Consider the following 19,728-nt stretch of genomic DNA (forward strand, 5'->3'; position numbering starts at 1 on the left):
AGTGCCCAGTCAGCGAAAATCCAAGCGGCGCGGCCAACCCTATCGCCCCTTGGACATGCAGCGCCTCACCAGCGTCCCGCGGGTCGTGACGCGCGCTGGGCGGGAATACCACGTCCAGCGTCTGACCGGCGGCGGGGCTCAGAAATCCTATGTCTGTCCCGGTTGTGGGCACGCCGTAGAATCCAATACCCCACATATCGTGGCCTGGCCGCTGAGCGCTCCTTTTGGAGTGGACACTGGGGTGGCGGCGCGCCGCCACTGGCACACCTACTGCTGGGAATCCGGTACCACCGGAGGATTTTAGTCAGTTCCCGTGGTGTTGACGGCACCAGGCCGATAGGCGGCACAAGCGGGGTACGCGGCGTTTTCGGGTCGTCTTTCGGGGTAAAACCGCGGTTCAGGGGGATTTTTACGGGTTTTAGAACAGCCGATTCTCGGCGTCAAAATCCAAGCCGCGCATCTCATCGTAATCCAGCACGACACAGCGAATCCCGCGGTCAGTGGCCAGGGTGCGAGCCTGAGGTTTAATCTCTTGGGCAGCAAAAATCCCGGTAATGCCCTCCAGCTCGGCTTGCCGACCCAGCAAATCCAGGTAGCGAGTCAACTGCTCGACCCCATCAATTTCGCCGCGACGTTTCACCTCCACCGCGACCGGACGCCCTTGTGCATCACGAACCAGCAGGTCAACCGGACCAATGGGAGTGGGCCATTCCCGACGCACCAAAGTCCAGCCCTCCCCCAACCGCAGCGCGACCTGGTCAGCCAGCAACTGTTGCAGATGCGCCTCGACCCCGTCCTTTTCCAGTCCCGGATCGACCCCCAAATCGCACACGACATCTTCATAGACCTCTGTAATGTTAATCAGCAGGGCGTCGCCGGATTTGGCCTGGACCCGCCACGTTTGCGGGCCTTTGGGGGCGCTGGAATCTTCCAGCTCAATGTGTAGCTGGCAGGGCGGACTCATCCAATTCAGGGGCTTGTAGGAACCGCCGTCACTGTGAATCAGCACTGAACCGTCGGCTTTCACCATCAACAGCCGTTTCGCCGCGGCCAAATGCGCGTCCAAACGTCCCGAATAATTGACTTCACAATCCGCTATGACTAGGCGCATACAGCTAGCCTAGCCGAAGCGCGCGATCCAAGAAACTCAGTAAACCACCTGGGTGCGCGGCGGGGAGGATTCTTTCCAGCTGACCAGGCCGGAATAATCATGTTCATCCATCGCCAACCAAAAATCATCCGGCTCGGAAAAACCCTGACGCGGCGCGCGGCAATGCAAAATAGCCAGGGTAAAGTCTGAGTCCGGTTCCGTGTCTACCGCGGACTCCAAAATCTCAAAGTCCGCCCGTTCCCAACGGCGATTCGAGCCCCAACGCAGGGAAATAACCCGATACCACTTCAGAAAATCCTCGGAATAATGGCACACTCCGGCTCGCCACGGATCGGTAGCGTTAGCCCGCAAGGCCACATTAAATGAGCCGTTATTTTGGGCTTTAAACCGCAAGCGCGCCAGGAAGTAAATCGCCAGCGCGCAAATCAGGAACAGCACCAGGAGCAGACCGGTAAGTATATAACTGGTTGCCATGCCCATGATGTCCCTCCTCACGCCATAAAGCCGCAGCATTCGAGCCTGAATCTCAGGTTAATCTGTCAATGGCGGGCGCCCCTAGGGACGAACCCGCCACTGCCACCCCCAAGCAAACCCCTGGGGAAGGTGAATAGCCTTATGGGAAATCATATCCCAATCGGTCTGATTCGCGTAAGTTGTTTATTTTAGCTCTCCGGCTCGGGAGCCTGGTTTGCCGTTCCAGCAGACAAATCGCGTTCCAGCACCACGGTTACGGTGTCATTGTCTACCGAGGCAAACCCTGCCTCAACCGGAAAGTTATGCGAACCCGCTTTTCCGGTCGAATCCGGCGCGTCGACGCGCACCTGGCCGGCACGTAGCACGACCAGTAACGGCTGGTGACCCGGCAGAACCCCCAGGTCGCCGTCTGCGGCAGGCATGATGACCTGGGACGCTTCTCCCTGATACAGGGTGCGCGAGCGGTCTACCACCGCAACTTTCAGCGTGTCTGCCATGGTTTATCACATATCCTTTTGCAGTTTCGCCCAGGCCTCTTCGAGATCCTCGATACCGCCGATGTTAAAGAACGCCTGTTCGGGAATGTGGTCGTACTTGCCTTCGCAAATCCGCTTGAACGCCTCAATGGTTTCGCTCATCGGCACGGTCGAACCGGGCACACCGGTGAACTTCTCTGCCATATAGGTGTTTTGGGACAGGAACTGTTCGATACGACGCGCGCGCGCCACGGTGACCTTGTCCTCTTCGGACAGTTCGTCCACACCGAGAATGGCGATGATGTCTTGCAGTTCCTTGTTCTTTTGCAGAATCTGTTTGACCTGGGTCGCGACCTCGTAGTGTTCCTTGCCGACATAGCGCGGGTCGAGAATACGCGAGGTGGAGGCCAGCGGGTCTACTGCCGGGTACAGACCGCGGGACGCAATGTCACGAGACAGGTTCGTGGTCGCGTCCAGGTGGGCGAAGGTCGTCGCCGGGGCCGGGTCGGTGTAGTCGTCCGCTGGCACGTAGATGGCCTGCAGCGAAGTAATCGAGTGACCACCCGCGGAAGTAATGCGCTCCTGGAGCTGGCCCATTTCATCAGCCAGGTTCGGCTGGTAGCCCACGGCGGAAGGCATCCGGCCCAGCAGGGTGGACACCTCGGAGCCGGCCTGGGTGAAACGGAAAATGTTGTCGATAAACAGCAGCACGTCTTGGTTCTGGACGTCACGGAAGTATTCCGCCATCGTCAAACCGGACAGTGCCACGCGCAGACGGGTCCCCGGCGGCTCGTCCATCTGTCCGAACACCATCGCGGTCTTGTCCAACACGCCCGCGTCAGCCATCTCGTGAATCAAGTCGTTACCCTCACGAGTACGTTCGCCCACGCCGGCGAACACGGACACACCGCCGTGGTCCTGCGCCACACGCTGAATCATCTCTTGAATCAACACGGTCTTGCCCACACCAGCGCCGCCGAACAGGCCAATCTTGCCGCCCTGCACGTAAGGGGTCAGCAGGTCAATGACCTTGATGCCGGTCTCGAACATTTGCGTCTTGGATTCCAGCTTGTCGAAGGCCGGAGGGTTGCGGTGGATGGACCAACGCTCCTTGACGTCCAGGGTTTCGCCCTCTTTCAGGTTCAGGCAGTCGCCAATCACGTTAAAGACGTGACCCTTGGTGATGTCTCCCACCGGCACCGTAATCGGGGAGCCGGTGTCCACGACCTTGGCCCCGCGCACCAAACCGTCAGTAGGCTTCAGGGCGATGGACCGGACAATGTTGTCGCCCAAGTGCTGAGCCACCTCCATCGTCATGGTCTGCATCTGGCCGGCTTCGGTGCTGCCCATGCCCGTGTATTCCACGGTCAAAGCGTTGTACATATCAGGCAGTTGATCCGGGGGGAACTCCACGTCCACAACCGGGCCAATAACCCGGGAGATACGACCGGTTCCTGGGGTTTTCTCACTCATTTTCGTTTCCTCTAATCGGCGGTTGGTAATCGGTTATTTCTTAGAATCTTGGAGCGCGTCAGCACCGGACACGATTTCCGTAATCTCGGTGGTGATGTCGGCCTGACGAGCCTTGTTCATGTCCAAAGTCAGGGTGTTAATCAAGTTGGACGCATTATCGGTCGCGGCGTGCATAGCGTTTTGACGGCTGGCGAGCTCGGCGGCGGCGGCGTGCAGCAGGGCGGTGCGAATCCGCGACTCGACATACAGCGGCATGACGGTTTGCAGCACTTCCTCAGCACTGGGCTCAAAGTCGTACAGTGGCATGACGGACTTGTCGTCCACTTCACTCAGACCCATGCCATCAATCTGAATAGCTTCGTCGGGGTCAATGACCTTAATCGGCAGCATCTTGCGCACCTGAGGCACTTGGGAAACCATCGAACGGAACTTGGTGTAAACCATGTACAGCTCACACACTCCGCCCTCTTCGGGCGACTTCAGGAACGCCGCCAAGAGCGTCTTGGCGATTTCCATGGTGCGTTCCTCGCTGGGCTTGTCCGAATCCCCGGTCCACGCCCGGCGCACTTCCGTACCGCGGAAGTTGAAGTAGGACAGGCCGCGGCGACCCGAAACGTAAACCACCGGGTCTTTGCCTTCGTCACGCAAACGCTCCAGCAAACGCTCGGTTTCCCGCAAGATGGACGCGGAATAAGCACCGGCCATGCCACGGTCAGAGGTGACCGCCAAAACCGCCACGCGGTTGGTGTCGGTGCGTTCCGTAATCAGCGGATGATCGATTTTGGCGTGGGCGGACACGGCTGCAACTGCTGCCGCGATGGCCGAGTCATAAGTGGTGATGGATTCCGCCCCGGCTCGAGCCTTGCCGACCCGGGAGGCCGCAATCATCTCCATGGCACGGAAAATCTTTTGCAGAGTCTCAGTAGACTTGATTCTCTGCTTGAGAGCCCTTTGCGAACCTGACACTTTGCCCTTCCCTTACGTTCTGTTCGGTTACTTTCGGTGCTGGCCAACAGCGCTGGCACGAGCGCCTTAGCGCTGCTTAACGATTTGTTCCTCGGACTGCTCAGCCTCGGCTTCGCCCTCAATGGCATTCAAGTCAGCCTGAGGGACCAAGTCGTAAGACTTGCGGAAATCCTTGACGGCAGTTTCCAAACGCGCCACCAGTTCATCGGGCCAAGCGCCCTTTTCCCTGATTTCGTTGAGGATGCTGCCTTCGTTGCGCAGGTAATCCAACCAGTCCTTTTCAAACTGCAGTACCTTGTCGGTGGCGATGTCGTCGAGGTAACCGTTGGTGCCAGCCCAGATGGAGCACACCTGTTCTTCAACGGGATAAGGCGTGTACTGGGGCTGTTTCAACAGTTCCATCAGCCTCTCGCCGCGAGTCAGCTGCTTGCGGGTCGTGGCATCCAGGTCAGAAGCCAGCATGGCGAAAGCCGCCATCGAACGGTACTGAGCCAAGGTTAGCTTCAACGTACCGGCGACCTTCTTCATGGCCTTAATCTGAGCGTCGCCGCCCACACGGGACACCGAAATGCCCACGTCCACGGCCGGACGCTGGTTCGCGTTGAACAGGTCGGACTGCAGGAAGATTTGGCCGTCGGTGATGGAGATGACGTTGGTTGGAATGTAGGCCGACACGTCGTTCGCCTTAGTTTCGATAATCGGCAGACCGGTCATCGAACCGCCGCCCAAATCATCAGACAGCTTCGCGCAGCGTTCCAGCAAGCGAGAGTGCAGGTAGAAAACGTCACCAGGGTAAGCTTCACGCCCCGGCGGACGGCGCAGCAACAGCGACACCGCACGGTAGGCCTCGGCCTGCTTGGACAGGTCATCAAACACAATCAACACGTGCTTGCCCTGGTACATCCAGTGCTGACCAATGGCCGAACCGGTGTAGGGAGCCAGGTACTTGAACCCGGCCGCGTCCGAAGCGGGGGAAGCCACGATGGTGGTGAACTCCATCGCGCCGGCGTCTTCCAGCGCGCCCTTTACCGAGGCAATCGTGGAGCCTTTTTGACCGACCGCCACGTAGATGCAACGCACCTGCTTGTTGGGGTCGCCGGACTTCCAGTTGTCGCGCTGGTTCAAAATCGTGTCAATGGCGATAGCGGTCTTGCCGGTCTGGCGGTCGCCAATAATCAGCTCACGCTGGCCACGACCAATCGGAATCATCGAATCGATGGCTTTCAGGCCGGTCTGGAGTGGCTCAAACACGGAACGGCGCATCATCACGCCGGGAGCCTGCAATTCCAGAGCACGACGCTCGCCCAAGTCCTTGATTTCACCCAGGCCGTCAATCGGGTTGCCCAGCGGGTCAACCACGCGGCCCAGGTAACCATCGCCCACCGGCACGGAGAGCACGTCACCCGTGCGGTAGACCTCTTGACCTTCCTCAATCCCCGTGAAATCACCCAGGACGATAGCGCCAATCTCACGCTCATCCAGGTTCATTGCCAGACCCAGGGTGCCGTCTTGGAAGCGCAGCAGCTCGTTGGCCATAGTGCCGGGCAAGCCCTCGATATGGGCAATGCCGTCAGCAGTTTCGGTCACGTAGCCGATTTCCTCCGCGGTCGCGGCGGATGGTTCATACGCATCCACAAACTTGTCCAGGGCGCTCTTAATGTCCTGGGGACTTATTGATAGCTCAGCCATCAGCATTCCTTCTGTTGTCGTTCCATAGGGCCTTGCCCTATCGGTCATATTTTCGTTTCGTTTTAGCTTGCCAGCTTGCGCCGGAACTGCTCGGCGCGGGACTTCACCGCGCCATCCATCACCGTGTCGCCCTGCACAATCTTTATGCCGCCCACCAGGTTCGGGTCTACCACTACGTTGACCTCAACCTGTTCGCCGCTGCGGTCAGACAGCAACTGAATGAGCCGGGAGTGCTGGGTTTCACTCAGCGGCGTGGCGGTGTAAACCGTAGCCATCCTCCGCTGACGCATCCGCGCTGCTGAATCCAGCAAAGCCCGCAGGTCAGCCGCGAGACGGCCGGGCGCCGCTTTCGCAATCACCGCGTTGACCAAGCGCAACGCCAGGGGCTTGACCTCCTTGCCAACCAGGGAGTTGAAAGTCTCGAGACGCTGGTCCAGGGGGGCACGATGATTGTCAGTCAAGAAGTTACGCAAATCGCGGTTCTTGGCGACCACCTGGCTCATGGCGAAGATGTCGCGTTCGACGTCCTCTAGCTGGCCATTGTCCTGGGCGGTTTTCAGCAACACGTGGTTTGCCAGCAACCGGCAGGCTTCCTGCAGGTCATGCTCGCTGGACCAGCGACCGGCGGCGAGTTCCAACACTCCCGCCAGAGCCGGCTCAGAAAGTTTCGAACCCAAGATGGTGCGGACCAGTTCTTGCTTGTCCGGGGCGGTACGCGCCGGGTCGGACAGGTTGCGGGCCAAGCGGACGTTGTTTTCCAGCAGTTCAGACAGGGCAAAGTATTCCTCGGCGACCGCGGGGCCAGTCTTGGTAGTGGCTTTCCCCAGGGTCTTATCGACGGCCATGACCATAGCGGCCAAGGTCCTTACCGACGAGGCTCTCATTGACTTCCCTTACCTTCTCTATCCTTAAGCCACCGGCTGAGCTTCGAGTTCGTCGAGGAACCGATCCACGACGCGCGAGCTCAGGGCTTCATCTTTCAGCTGTTCGCCCACAATCTTTTCCGCGAGCTGGGTAGCCAAGTCGCCCACGTCCTGACGCAGGGAGGCTTCCGCCGCGGCCCGCTCAGCAGCAATCTGGCGCTGAGCCTGCTCGATGATGCGCTTGGCTTCTTGATCAGCGCGTTCGGTAGCGCGGGACACAATGTCCTCAGCTTGCGCGTTGGCCTTGTTGCGGATTTGCGCAGCTTCAGCTTTCGCGTCGCGCAGTTCGGATTCAATCCGCTGTGCCGCGGCCTGCGAGTCAGCCTGTGCCTTAGCCGTAGCGTCCAAGCCCTCCTGGAGCTTGTCGGCGCGTTCCTGCACCAACCCGCTGTACTTCGGCAAAGCCACCTTCACAATCATGATCAAAATGACCAAGAAGATAACTGCCGACCAAACAATGTCGTAAGTCGCCGGCAGCAGAGGGTTCGGGTTCTCGCCCGCCTCAGCCGCTAGTGATACCAAAGTGCCTAACATACGTGCTCCTTACCGGAACAGGAAGCCCGTTACCAAACCAATCAAAGCCAAGGCTTCGACGAAGGCGATACCGATGAACATGTTAGTGGTGAGCTTTCCGGACAGTTCCGGCTGACGGGCAATAGCGTCCTGAGTGTGACCAATCAGAATGCCCAAGCCAATGCCAGGGCCAATGGCGGCCAGACCATAGCCGATGGTTGCGAGAACAAGTGCACTTCCAGTCATGTTTTCTTTCCTTATTTGTTGTTATTCTCATGCCGGTTGGCGTGAGAAGCCTATTGTTTTTCTAATGTGCGTGTACGGAGAGGTTCACATACACCGCGGTCAGAATCGCGAAAATGTATGCCTGCAGGAAAGCCACCAGGATTTCGAACAGGGTAAACGCGAAAGCTGCCGCAAAAGTCAGAATCCCTATCGGGGACAGCGCCGAGAGATGCGCAAAGAGGAAATAGTTCGTGGCGCTCAGGGTCAAAGCCAGCAAGAAGTGGCCGGCAATCATGTTGGCCAACAAACGGACGAACAGGGTGAACGGACGAATGATGAAGGTCGAGATGGCCTCAATCGGGGTCAGCAGGATGTACAGCGGCCACGGCACCCCCGGCGGGAACAGGGAGGACTTGAAGAAGTGACCCACACCGGTCTCTCGAATTCCGGCGTAAATGAAAACAAACCAGGCAAACACCGCTAACAGTAGCGGGAAGCCCGGTTTCGCGGAACCAGCCAGGTTAAAGCCGGGAATAATACCCGCAATGTTCATGAACAAAACCGAGAAGAATACGGAAGTCACGATGGGCGTGTATTTGCGCCCGATTTCCTTGCCGATGACTTCCTCAGCAATGTTTTCCTGGCAGAATTTGAACCCGAACTCCATCACGTACTGGGCGCGCCCCGGGATGAGCTTAGCCCGCGTGGCGTACAGCACCAAGCACAGCACCAGCAGCAGCGTCATGATGAGACGAATCATCATGACACGGTCAATGGCAAAAGGAGTTCCAGCGAAAGCAACGACCGGGGGGAACAAGTCCATAATGGTGGGGGCATGGAACGAGTCATCTGTAGCGGGAACCAAATTCGGCATCAATGCCGACATGAGCGTCAACTGCACTCCCATTGTTCTCCTTTGAGTCCTAAATCATGAGTTCGCCTAACAACGTTATCATGAAATTCAAGCGCGATTGACACGGGTGAAAACTGGCGGAGGTGAAAAAACGCAAATTTTCACTACTGCGTTGGATTTTCCCCTGCGGATTCCGGTTGCGTGGGCGGAGAAGCTGGGTCTAACAAGGGCACTTGCGCTTTGGTCAGCGCCACCGGAAAGACGATAGCTTGGACCAAAATCATGGCCAGCAGGGTGAAAAAAATTGTTTCCGCATCCAGGCCCGGCAGCTTTCGCGCCACCCCCAAGGCCAGCAAAATGACTATGATTTTCAGGACAAAATCTGCGCCCATGCCCGCCATCATCAAGTCAGGGTGATTCAAGGTGAACAGGTGGGTGGCAAACGTCACCGCCACTAGACCCGCCCCCACCGCAGCGCATAAACCTACGGAACGCAGTCCCACCACCCCTTCCAGCCACGCCGTTAACCCGGCCGCCACCAGCAGTACCGCCACCACCGCTAGGGAAATCGCGGTCAGAGAAAACTTCACCGCCCGGCGAGTCCGGGGACCCAAGGGGGCCGCGAGGAAAGCGACGGATTGCTCAGGTCGGGGAGTCGTTTCGTTCACGGCTTTACGCTATCAGAAAGGGAAGAGTCACGGTAAAGGGCGTGTTCCGGGCCGTGGGGCTGGCGATAGTTCGGATTAAACCAGCGGCGCACCCCTTCGCGCCAGGCGGGCAGAATCTCGATGGTCGCCACCATCGCCAGCAGGGAGGCTATCAGCATCAACACCAACACGTAGCGCATCCGCAGCAAAGTCAGCGAGGCCGCCCCCAGGGAAAACACCGCCGTCCACAGGTACATGACCAGTACGGCGCGAACTCGGGAACGTCCGGCATGGGACAGGCGATGGTGCAGGTGACCGGCATCGGCTTGGAAGGGAGACTGGTGATGATACAACCGACGAATGACCGCGGCGACCATGTCAATAATGGGTATCGCCAGCACCGCTAGGGGCAAAACTATGGGCAGGAAAGACGGAAAAGCCTGGCGGAAATAGACGACAGCCGGGTCGATTTGGCCGGTGACGATGATGGCGGAGGCCACCGTCAGTAAACCCAGCAGCATGGCTCCGGTATCGCCCATGAATATGGAGGCGGGAGAAAAGTTGTGTGCCAAGAATCCCAGGCAGATTCCGGCCAGAGCCGCCGCCACCGTTGAGGCCAAAGAGGCGTAGGACGCAGCACCCAGCGTGCGCGACAGCGTGTAGGAATAGATGAACAGGCCGGTCGCGCTGATGGCCATCATGCCGGAAGCTAAACCATCCAAGCCGTCCACGAAGTTCACCGCGTTGATGGCAGCCACCACTACCAGCACTGTGACCAGCAAAGACAGGCGAGATGAGCCGATGGTAAGGCCGAAAATCGGGAAAGAGGTTAGCTGGATACCCAACCAAGACATCAATCCCGCCACCAAGATTTGGCCCGCCAGTTTCGTGTACCAATCCAAGTCCCAGATGTCATCGATGACCCCCAAGATCACAATCAGGACAACACCCACGGCCAAACCTTTGATGTTATGAAAGCTGGCGGCATCGGCCAAGAATGGCGTGTGTGAGGCGATGGCCAGTGCCGCGAGGAAACCCGCACCCATCGCTACCCCGCCCAGACGCGGGGTAGGAAATTCGTGGACGTCACGTTCCCGCACCGGAGCTAAAGTGCCTGTTGCCAGGGCAAACTGGCGCACCAGCGGGACCGTGAGGTACGTCACCGCGGCCGCGACCAGGAATATCAACAGGTAAAACTTCATACGGGCTTTAGTTTATCCGGTTAGTGGCGAGTTATTTTGCTCCGATGTGAATATAGGGTGGGATATGGGCAGCAGCTGCCATTATTGGCAGCTGCTGCCCATATCCCCCTGTATAACCGCACGAGGCCTCAAGCCAGAGCCGCGAGGATGTCAGACAGGGGTATATCACCCTGGCGGATCAAGCGCGGGGAGCCCTCTGTCAAGGTGATGATGGTGGACGGATGCCCGGAGGGCGAGGGGCCGGCATCGACATAAACACTGACACGTTGCCCAAAATATTGGGTGGCGGCGGCAATATCGGTGGCGGGAGGCCGGGTATGCAGGTTGGCGGAGGTGACCGCCAGAGGACCGGTATAGCCCAGAATTTCGAGGGCACGGGGGTGGTCGGGCTGGCGCAAGGCGATAGTCCCGTGGGTTTGTCCCAAATCCCAGCCCAGAGCCGGGTTCGCAGTCACAATAATAGTCAGGGCACCGGGCCAAAAGCGCTGTGCGAGCACACGCGCCGCGCGGCCCTGGCTCTCGCCCGTCTGAGTCGCCGGAGCCATCAATTCATCCAGCGCTGCCGGACCGGAAACCAACACCGGCGGGGGAAAATCCTCCCCCCGACCTTTGGCCTGTTGCAGACGCTCCACCGCCGCGGGGGCAAACGGCACCGAGGCTATTCCATAAACCGTATCGGTAGGCATGACCAGCAGCTCATCGCGTTTCACCGCTGCGTCAATCGCCGCCAGGTCAGTAGAGGTAATCGGCCCGGTCAGGGCATCAACAATCTTCATAGAGCTAATGTTAGTACCCGCGCTGGCTCAACCGGCAGGCCCGGCCCCACCGCGCTTGTGACCGCGTTTGCGAAACAGGACCAGTCGGGGCGCTCCTTAGCCGACAAACCCCATGAGCGCCCACAGCTGCGGCAGCGCGAACACCAGCGTCAAAGTGGCGGCGGTTCCGACCACCATACCCAGCAAAGCCATCTGTTTCACCGAGATTTCCCCGGTAGCATAAGCAATGGCGTTCGGCGGGGTCGAGATGGGCAGCGACATGCCTAGCGAGCAGGCGATGGCTACCGCGCAGGCGACCGTGACCGTATCGACCGAATCGCCTAGGGACACAGCCAAAGAAACAGCCAGCGGCACCAGCAGGTTCGCGGAGGCCGAGTGGGAGATGACGTTGGCGATCGCGAAACCGACGAAACCGAGCAGTGCCACAATCAGCACCGCCCCCAGGGAATTCCACGGCACGGAGTTGACCAAGAACTTGTCCAGGCCGGTGTTTCCGATGCCCTCGCCCATCGCGATACCGCCCGCCACCAGCCACAGCACCGGCCAGTCGATGCTCTTGATGTCCTCGCCGCTCATGACTTTGAGACACAGCAAAGCCACGACGGGCAGGAACCCGACCACGTTGGAGGAAATCCCGTGCAGGCTCTCGGTCATCCATAGCAAAATCGTGGATCCGGCGATGATATAGAACAGTACGGCTTTCGGGGTTTTGTTCCACTTAGAGGTCATTTCAATGTGGATCACGGCATCGCGCGGGATAAACACGGCACTGAGGAACAGCCACGACAAAAACAGCACGACCAGCATAAACGGCACCGCCATCAGCATCCACTGGCCGAAAGACACGTGAATGCCCTGGGCGGCTAGGGCGCCGACTGCAATGGCGTTGGGCGGGGTGCCGACCGGGGTGCCGATACCGCCCACGTTGGCGGCTAGGGGAATCGACAGTGCCACACCAGCTCGCGCCCGGCCCTTTGGCAGCGCCGCCAAAATGGGGATAACCACGGTAAACATGGTGGCAGTCGTGGCGGTGTTGGACATAAACATGGACAGCATAGCGGTAATCAGCATGAGTCCCAAGGTCGTCAGACGCGCCTTTTCCGGGAAAGGTTTGAGCATCACCGCCGCCAGGTTGCGGTCCAGGGAAAACTTTTCAGCGCCTTCCGCAATCATAAAACCACCCATGAAGAGGATAATTGTCGGGTGGGCCAGGGTCGCGAAGTATTCCGAATACTTGGCGACATGTTCCGCTTGCGACGGGTCACCACCGGTGGGGTCAAAGGGCGACCCAGTTGACACGAGGAGCACTTCCAGCCCAATGACCAGCACCGCGGTGGCGGTCAGGGGAATCGGCTCGGTAATCCAAAACACGATAGCTAGCAGGAAAATCGCCAGCATCCGTTCGCCCGGCTCGCCCAGGTTCGGGATGTCAACCAGCAGCGGAACGAAGAACACGATGGCCCCGAGCACCAGGCCAATCTTTTCTTTCAAGCCCAGCGGGGCGGTTTTCTTAACGTTGGAGGGGGGTTTGGGTCGCAAAGTGCGGATGGGACGTTTCACGGGTTTTGGGACGGCGGCACGAGACGGGGACTGAGTTGCCGCCGGTTCGTTGCGTTCCCGGCCCGCCGCATCGGACGGTTCGATAGCGTTTTCGGATTGCGGATTGTCTGGATTACTCACTGACCCTGCCCCTTTGTTCCTCGCTGTTCGATGCCACGTGCCGGCAACCGGTTAGTCCGGGCGGCTGAGCCCCTTGGTCAGCTCCATCGCCCGCGCCGGATCCAGCGCCGAGAGATAGGGCACCGGGTCAATCCCCGCCAGTTCCACATAATCGGTCAGCATAGTGCGCACCACGTCTTGGAGTTCCTCGGGCTTCCAGGGTTTCGCCACGTACTGATCAAGCCCGGCTTCGTTCACCGCGCGCACGGTGTCAGCCAGGTCAGCCTGGCCGGTCACCAGGACTTTGCGGGTCAGCTGGGTGCGTTCGTCGGACATCATCTGGCCCATGAACTCGATGCCGGTTGTGCCGGGCAGCCGATGGTCGCACAGTGCCAGAGCCAGGGCATCGCCATCGTTGGAAATCTCATCGATGACCTCCCAAGCGTCAGGCACATCCTCCGCCGGTTCGATGCGCAAAGTGTCCGCGAATCCCAGCAGGTCACGGGTTACAGCGGCACGAACTTCCGGTTCGTCTTCGAGGATTAGGATGGCGAGTTTCATGGTTTCTCCTTCATTGGGGATTTTTCTATTCTTTCACCCCGTCGCGGGGTTTGGACAAATTTGCCGGAAAACGTCAGCAACCGAAAACCGGCCGGCCGCGCGAACCCGCCCGGCTTGGCTTGTGACCCTAAAGCGAGACTGGGGTCCCGGTCGTCGGCAACTCTACGGTAGCCAGGGTGCCCGTTGGGTTCGTGACGTTTTCCAGCCGGATGGTTCCGCCGTGGTTTTCCACAATCGAGCGACATAGCCCCAGGCCAATGCCCATTCCGAACCTCACTTCGCCGCCTTTGGTAGAGAAATGCGGCTGGAAAATGTGTTCGATGACATCAGGGGCAATGCCCGGTCCGGTGTCGCGGAACGTCACCACGATTTGGTCGCCACGGGCTTTCGTTTCGATGTTGAGCTGCCCAATCATTCCCGCCAGTTCGGCTCGATCCGTGGGGCGTTTGCCGACCGCATCGCTGGCGGCCGAAGCCTCGCCGGACATGGCCTCTACCGCGTTCGTAATCAGATTTGTCCACACTTCGTCGAGCTGGCCGGGGTGACAAGAAATCCGCGGCAGTTCACCATATTCCACGTTTACCGCGATTTTGTCCAAGCGGTGGGACAGCAGGCGCAGTGTGTCTTGCAGCCCTGAGTTGACGTCTACGTTTTGTACCGGATCCCCGTCAGGTCGGGCATAAGAGCGCAGCGAGGCTACCAGGTCAATGATGCGTCCCGAGGCGGTGCGCAGGTTGCGCAGACTGGTGCCGATGGCGGCCGCCTGTTCCAACGCCCCCAGGTCCGTGTCCGGGTTGGCTTTCATGTCTCTGGCGAGGTTGCGGGCCAGGTCAGTGCTGTAGACTCCCGCCACGGACAGGCGTTCCACCAGGGTCGCGTCTCCCAGGATTTCCAACAGTTCACGTTTGCGCGCCCGCGTTTCCTTGGTGGACAAGAACGGGGCTTCCTCGGCATTTTCCAGGGATTCCAGGGCCAGGTTCCGCCACGTTACATCGGGACAGGTCGACAGCAGCATCCGCATGTCCTCGTGAATGTAATCCGCGGCGCGGCGAATCGCCGCCACCGGATTATTCAGTTCGTGGGCCACTCCCGCCGCCAGCTCGCCAAGCGAGGCAAACCGGGCTTGTGCAGCCATTTCCTCGCGAGTTTCGCGCAGCTTGTCCAAGGCTTTCGCCAGGTTCGTCCGCTGTAGCGCCAGCTGGTCGGCCATCACCGCCGACTCTAGGTGCAGATTTTCCGCGCGACGCAGCCGGCGATCGTAAGTGCGCATGAACAAGGCTGCTACCAGTAGCGATACCCGGGAATCCCCGGCAATTATCTTGTTCATTTCGTCGAGAGTGAGGCTGACCCCCACGACTTCCTCGGTCACCACGGCGGTAAAGAACGCCCCGATTTCCTCCCCGGAGGACAGCATCCCGATGATGCGCCCGGTCGAAGCGTGGTGCATCAGCAGGTCCCCGCTCGCCGAGGAGCGTTCCAGGGCGATACTGCCGGATAGCGCCAGGATAATGCTGCGAACCGGCTGGCCTTCCTCGGTCAGGTGTGCCCCCACCGGGAACGTTATCCGCTCCTGGGGTCCCAAGATAGTCTCGGCGCGGCGCACGATTTCGGCGATGATTTCCTCATCGTCTTGTTCGAGGTCAAAAACAAAGCGTCTTTCGTACATGCCACTATCATGCCGGAATTTTGCTGGCGCACGGGTAAGTTTGCGAGCCAAGGATATTTTCGGGTGTTAATCCTATTAATCTGGCTCGGTGTGCCATATATGGCACACCGAGGCATAAAAATAGTTTTTAGACAGGGACGTCACACTTCCGGACTACTCGTAGCGCAGAGCCTCGATGGGGTCGAGTTTGGCGGCTTTGGACGCCGGATAGTAGCCGAAGAAAATCCCGATACCCAGCGAGAAAGCCAGCGAGAACAGCACCCCACCCAAGGGCGGGATAGCGGGATTGCCCATCGCGTTGGACCCCAGGTATCCGGCTAGACCTCCCAGGGCCACGCCGAGAAGCCCTCCCAGCAGACACACCATCATGGCCTCGACCAGGAACTGCAACCGGATATTCCACTGGGTCGCCCCCAGAGCCTTGCGAATACCTATCTCTCGGGTACGTTCGGTGACCGACACCAGCATGATGTTCATCACCCCGATGCCTCCGACCAGCAAACTCAGCCCCGCGATAACCGACAGTCCCATAGCGATAGTGGAAAAGACTTTCTTAATCTCATCCATCATCGAGTCCATGGAATCAATCGAGACGCCGTAATCTGAGTCAGCCCAGGCTTTATCTAAGAACTCCTGCAGATTGCGTTTCAAGGCTTTCGCATCGGTGCCGGGAATCGGGCGCACGGTTGCCCAGCTAAACCCCGGCTCCTTGGTACCGGTGACTTCCTCTTCCAGAGTGTAGGGAATATAAAAGGTCGTTCCACTCGCCCCTCCGCCTACGCTTAAGAGCGCGTTAGCAGCCCCTTTCATTTGTACCTGCCGGGCGACCCCGATGACTTGAAACGTCAGTTGGGATTCGTCGCTGTTAAACTCGAAGCTCTGGCCCACGGCGTTTTGCGCCGCTCCCCCGAAAAGTTTTTTCGCCAGGGTATCAGAAATGACTGCCACCGTGTCGGCGCTTTCGATTTCACTGGCATCAAAACCGCGGCCGGCAACCATTTCCATGTTGGATCCAATCAGGAAATCCTGGTTGGTGGTTTGCACGTCCGCATCCTCGTCTCCGCCCGTGCCCGTAGCGGTGCCATAGCCTCCCATTCCTTGCACGCTGATACCTTTAATCTGGTCAGAAAATTCTTCGCGTATCTGGTCCAGGATTTCCGGGGTCAGGTATTGGTCGTCGCCCTCACTGTCCGCAATAGCCGAGCCGGCATCGCTATCCCCGGACATGTCCTCGTCATCTTCGTTAGGTTCCTCGGTCGTGCTGCCGTCAGCTTCCGTGCCAGGCTGAGCCTCATTAGCCTTGTTTTTGGCGATGTTTTCCTTGGTATCGACCGAGAGGTACATATCCTGACCTCCCAGGGAACCCAGCGAGTCGGTGACCGCGCTGGTCACTCCGCGGGAAATGGTGAGAATCGTCACCACTGAGGCGATACCGATGATGATGCCCAGCAGGGTCAGAATGGCCCGTAGCTTGTTCGCCCACAGTCCCGCCAGAGCCAGGCGCACGTTTTCTCCGAAAGTCATTGGGCACCTCCTTGGGCGGTTACGCCCTCGCCCAACACGCCGTCAACCATGGTGAAAATCCGCTGGGTTTGCTCAGCCAGCTCCGGGTTGTGGGTAATCAAAACAATGGTTTTGCCCTGTTCACGATGCAGCCGGTGGAACAGGTCCATGACCATGTGACCGGTGGCCGTGTCCAAGGCTCCGGTCGGCTCGTCAGCCAAAATAATGTCCGGGTCATTAGCCATCGCCCGGGCAATCGCCACCCGCTGCTTTTGCCCGCCGGACAACTCGCTGGGCTGATGATGGATTCGTTCGCTCATTTCAACCAGTTCCAACAGTTTCAGCGCCCGCTCGCGGCGTTGAACCCGCCCGATTCCCGCATACATCATCGGCAGTTCCACGTTCTTCAAGGCGTCGGTACGTCCCACCAGGTTGAAATTTTGGAACACGAACCCGATGGACAGCGAGCGAATCAACGCCGTCTCGTTGTCGTCAGCTTCGGAAATGTCCACGTCTCCCAGCAGGTAGCTGCCCGAAGTCGGCCGGTCCAGCAGGCCGATGATGTTCATCAGGGTGGATTTGCCCGAACCGGAGGATCCCACGATGGAGACGAACTCTCCCGGGTAAATCGCCAGGTTCACGCCTTTCAGTACGGTCAGCTCGTGGTCGGTGCCTAGAAAGAATCCTTTATAGATGTCACTCAGCTGGATGACCGGCTGCCCCTTCGCCTCCCCCGACTGACCGGCACCCTGCGGCGCAAGCGCGGGAGGCGACGCTTGTGAATCCGCCTGACCCTCAGCGAAAACCCCCGGCAGGCTCGTAATGTCACTCAACAGTCCCCTCCATCACCTGCGGAGTGTCAACGTAGTGGCCAGTTTCACCGACCAAGTCGAGGTAGTTCAGGGCGTTGTCCAGCACGGTCGTGCCCTCTTTGATGCCCTTACCCTTGATTGCGGCCATGCCGTTGCCTTCTACCAGGACTTCCACCGGGACTTCGCGAATCTTCGGCTGTTCCGAGTCGGGGTTGTCTATCACCAGCACGGACTTCGGACCATCATCAGCAGACGTCCCCGGCGCCATCATTCCTCCCGAAACGGGAGCTTCGTTGGAAGATGAATCCTTGCCGTCAAGCGGAATCATCGCATCGACCAAAGCACCCTTCGGCACGGTCAAAACGTTCTTTTGCCCGGCGATAATCGCCTTGACTTTAGCGGTAGAGCCCAGGCGCAAGCCCTGCAAACCACCGGTCACCGTAATCTGCACCGGGAACATGACCGAGGCATTGCCACCCCCGCTGCCGCTTCCTTGGTCAGCACCCGGACCGGAGGGTGCGGAGGTCTGGTCGAGGGCTGCCGGAGAGATAAAGGCCACCGTCCCCGTGAACTCTTTATCGCCGGTGGCCGGAGTGGTAAAAGTGACCTGGTTACCCACGCTGAGCTTGGAGACCCCGGATTCTTTAATCTGGGTTTCAATGACCATATTCTGATCATCTTCCACCGTCATCAGGGAGCCCTCCGGCGTGGCGCCGACCTTGGCGGTTACCGAGGTCACGATGCCCGCCATCGGGGACGTCACGTGCGCCGAGTTGATGTCAGCCCGCAGCTTTTGGATGGCGCTCTGGCCTTCTGCCATGCCCGAGCCGGCAGTGGCTTGCGCCGCCCGCAATGCCCGCAGATTTGAGTTCACTTCCTGGGCGGCATGGATTTTGGCGGATTCCAAGGCGACTTTGGCGTCAGATATGCCGGTTTGGGCCTTGGCGACCGCCTCGCCTGCTTCGGCTAACTGCTCATCAATGGCACGCAAGTTTGACTTGTAGCGACGCCGCGCCATCGCCAAATTTTCCGACGCCTGCCTTACGGCAGTATTGGCTGCGGTTTTCTCAGTGTAAGCGGAATCCAGAGCCTCCTGGGCCGCCTTGGTTGCTGCGTCAGCTGACAATGCGGTAGCCTTGGCTTCAGCAATCAGACCCGGCAACTCCTTCAGTCGGTTTTCCTCGTCGGCAGTGCGCGACGTCTTATTTTTCAGCGTGGTCAATTCTTGCTGCAACTGCTGTAAATCAGCCCCCGCCGCAACGGCATCAACCGAAGCCATGTCACGTTCTTTCTCGGCCTGGCTTACGCCAAGGCCCAACCGCGAAGCATTCAGCTTGGCGTTCTCATATTCCTGCAGGGCGCTGCGCAACGCAGCGTCGTTCTCAGTAATCGCCGGAAGGGAACCGGAGGCCTTGTCTTTCTTCATCCGGTCATAAGCGCGAGACGCTTTCACATATTCGTTTTGCGCCTCGTGCAGGGCGGTTTGCGCCCCGCGAATATCCTGGTTCAAGCCCTGATCCAAGGCACTTTTCGCGTTTTGGTAGTTTTGGGCGGCCTCGTCAATGCTGTTTTGCTGAGTGATGCGACTCTCGTTCAGCTGGGACTGCTGACTGGACAGCTGAGACATGGCCTCAGAGCTGTCCAACTGCGCCAACAGCTGGCCTTGGCTCACGCGGTCTCCCGCCTTTACATTGAGCGTCTGCACTTTCGAGTTCAGCGAGGAGAACAAGGTCATGCTCTTGGCGCTTTTCAGCGTGCCGGTCATGTTGAGACTCTTGATAACGTCGTCTTTCGTAACGGTGGCGACGTCCCCGCGGTAAACGGCAGTCGGGTCGTACTTGGGAGCACCCAGACCCATCACTGCCGGAATGACCAGCCCGGCAATCGCCAGGACCGCCACCGCGCTGACCCCGATGATGATTTTCTTTTTCTTGCTCGTTTTTCCCTTGCCGAGTTTCAGCTTTTTCTTGCCCTTGAGCAGGGATTTCGCGGACTTTTTCGAGCCCTCTCCCGCCACTGTGGCGGCGGGGGTGACGGTCGGGTCATCGACGGGAGTGAACACGGGTTCGTCGCTCACAAATACTCCTTATTATCCAAAATCTCTTTTGAAAAACTATAAACTCACCAGGGCGCTGTTGCTCTGCTGAAAGCGGTAAATCCAGGAAAATCGGTCCGAGGTAGGAGACTTTGCCGGTCCCC

General features: G+C 58.9%; 20 protein-coding genes. 1 reads left to right on the plus strand and 19 read right to left on the minus strand.

Translation table 11 applies throughout. The annotated features are described in order from the left end of the window. Window position 1: 1 nt before the first annotated feature. A complete protein-coding gene (locus RDL66_RS02225; protein ID WP_297722513.1) occupies window positions 2–304 on the plus strand; it encodes an ATP/GTP-binding protein in 303 nt (100 codons plus the stop codon). A 114-nt stretch (window positions 305–418) separates the two neighbouring features. Here RDL66_RS02225 and nucS read toward each other — a convergent pair whose 3' ends face one another. From nucS to RDL66_RS02320, 19 genes are all read right to left on the minus strand, one after another. Then, the gene (nucS, locus tag RDL66_RS02230; RefSeq protein ID WP_297722515.1) at window positions 419–1,111 is read right to left on the minus strand and encodes an endonuclease NucS; all 693 of its coding nucleotides are present in this window, start codon (window positions 1,109–1,111) and stop codon (window positions 419–421) included. A gap of 36 nt (window positions 1,112–1,147) precedes the next feature. Beyond that, the gene (locus tag RDL66_RS02235; protein WP_308534893.1) at window positions 1,148–1,585 is read right to left on the minus strand and encodes a DUF2550 domain-containing protein; all 438 of its coding nucleotides are present in this window, start codon (window positions 1,583–1,585) and stop codon (window positions 1,148–1,150) included. Window positions 1,586–1,773: 188 nt separating this feature from the next. Further along, the gene (locus tag RDL66_RS02240; protein ID WP_297722520.1) at window positions 1,774–2,082 is read right to left on the minus strand and encodes a F0F1 ATP synthase subunit epsilon; all 309 of its coding nucleotides are present in this window, start codon (window positions 2,080–2,082) and stop codon (window positions 1,774–1,776) included. A 6-nt stretch (window positions 2,083–2,088) separates the two neighbouring features. Continuing rightward, the gene (gene atpD / locus RDL66_RS02245; RefSeq protein WP_308534894.1) at window positions 2,089–3,534 is read right to left on the minus strand and encodes a F0F1 ATP synthase subunit beta; all 1,446 of its coding nucleotides are present in this window, start codon (window positions 3,532–3,534) and stop codon (window positions 2,089–2,091) included. Between the two features lie 33 nt (window positions 3,535–3,567). Then, window positions 3,568–4,500 carry a F0F1 ATP synthase subunit gamma gene (locus RDL66_RS02250; RefSeq protein WP_308534895.1) on the minus strand — a complete coding sequence of 311 codons (933 nt, stop codon included), beginning with the start codon at window positions 4,498–4,500 and terminating at the stop codon, window positions 3,568–3,570. Window positions 4,501–4,566: 66 nt separating this feature from the next. Beyond that, window positions 4,567–6,189, minus strand: coding sequence for a F0F1 ATP synthase subunit alpha (gene atpA, locus RDL66_RS02255; RefSeq protein ID WP_308534897.1), 1,623 nt, complete (start codon window positions 6,187–6,189; stop codon window positions 4,567–4,569). Between the two features lie 62 nt (window positions 6,190–6,251). Beyond that, complete coding sequence (locus RDL66_RS02260; protein ID WP_308534899.1) at window positions 6,252–7,073, minus strand: F0F1 ATP synthase subunit delta; 822 nt, start codon at window positions 7,071–7,073, stop codon at window positions 6,252–6,254. 24 nt (window positions 7,074–7,097) lie between these two features. After that, the gene (locus tag RDL66_RS02265) at window positions 7,098–7,646 is read right to left on the minus strand and encodes a F0F1 ATP synthase subunit B (protein WP_297722535.1); all 549 of its coding nucleotides are present in this window, start codon (window positions 7,644–7,646) and stop codon (window positions 7,098–7,100) included. 9 nt (window positions 7,647–7,655) lie between these two features. Further along, window positions 7,656–7,871 (minus strand): ATP synthase F0 subunit C, encoded by a 216-nt coding sequence (atpE, locus tag RDL66_RS02270; protein ID WP_004007339.1) that lies wholly within the window; start codon window positions 7,869–7,871, stop codon window positions 7,656–7,658. Between the two features lie 61 nt (window positions 7,872–7,932). Continuing rightward, window positions 7,933–8,757 (minus strand): F0F1 ATP synthase subunit A, encoded by an 825-nt coding sequence (atpB, locus tag RDL66_RS02275; protein ID WP_308534903.1) that lies wholly within the window; start codon window positions 8,755–8,757, stop codon window positions 7,933–7,935. Between the two features lie 110 nt (window positions 8,758–8,867). Beyond that, window positions 8,868–9,371 carry a hypothetical protein gene (locus RDL66_RS02280; RefSeq protein WP_308534905.1) on the minus strand — a complete coding sequence of 168 codons (504 nt, stop codon included), beginning with the start codon at window positions 9,369–9,371 and terminating at the stop codon, window positions 8,868–8,870. Next, entirely contained in the window at window positions 9,368–10,552 is a 1,185-nt protein-coding gene (locus tag RDL66_RS02285; RefSeq protein WP_308534907.1) for an MraY family glycosyltransferase, read from the minus strand. The genes RDL66_RS02280 and RDL66_RS02285 overlap by 4 nt, the downstream gene beginning before the upstream one ends. Before the next feature lie 128 nt (window positions 10,553–10,680). Continuing rightward, window positions 10,681–11,328, minus strand: a complete 648-nt coding sequence (locus RDL66_RS02290) for an L-threonylcarbamoyladenylate synthase (protein WP_308534909.1) — start codon at window positions 11,326–11,328, stop codon at window positions 10,681–10,683. A 96-nt stretch (window positions 11,329–11,424) separates the two neighbouring features. Beyond that, window positions 11,425–12,867 carry a DASS family sodium-coupled anion symporter gene (locus RDL66_RS02295; protein WP_374042899.1) on the minus strand — a complete coding sequence of 481 codons (1,443 nt, stop codon included), beginning with the start codon at window positions 12,865–12,867 and terminating at the stop codon, window positions 11,425–11,427. Window positions 12,868–13,059: 192 nt separating this feature from the next. Then, complete coding sequence (locus tag RDL66_RS02300; RefSeq protein WP_308534913.1) at window positions 13,060–13,548, minus strand: response regulator; 489 nt, start codon at window positions 13,546–13,548, stop codon at window positions 13,060–13,062. A 127-nt stretch (window positions 13,549–13,675) separates the two neighbouring features. After that, window positions 13,676–15,214 (minus strand): ATP-binding protein, encoded by a 1,539-nt coding sequence (locus RDL66_RS02305; RefSeq protein WP_308534915.1) that lies wholly within the window; start codon window positions 15,212–15,214, stop codon window positions 13,676–13,678. A gap of 153 nt (window positions 15,215–15,367) precedes the next feature. Continuing rightward, complete coding sequence (locus RDL66_RS02310; RefSeq protein WP_308534916.1) at window positions 15,368–16,738, minus strand: ABC transporter permease; 1,371 nt, start codon at window positions 16,736–16,738, stop codon at window positions 15,368–15,370. Next, on the minus strand, window positions 16,735–17,550 hold the full coding sequence (locus RDL66_RS02315) for an ABC transporter ATP-binding protein (RefSeq protein WP_308534917.1): 816 nt from the start codon (window positions 17,548–17,550) through the stop codon (window positions 16,735–16,737). Before RDL66_RS02315 ends, RDL66_RS02310 begins: the two co-directional genes overlap by 4 nt. Further along, window positions 17,543–19,606: an efflux RND transporter periplasmic adaptor subunit gene (locus RDL66_RS02320; RefSeq protein WP_308534918.1), complete on the minus strand. Its 2,064-nt coding sequence runs from the start codon at window positions 19,604–19,606 to the stop codon at window positions 17,543–17,545. Before RDL66_RS02320 ends, RDL66_RS02315 begins: the two co-directional genes overlap by 8 nt. Window positions 19,607–19,728 lie beyond the last annotated feature (122 nt).

This window comes from uncultured Mobiluncus sp. (assembly GCF_902488535.1).
Lineage (GTDB): Bacteria > Actinomycetota > Actinomycetes > Actinomycetales > Actinomycetaceae > Mobiluncus.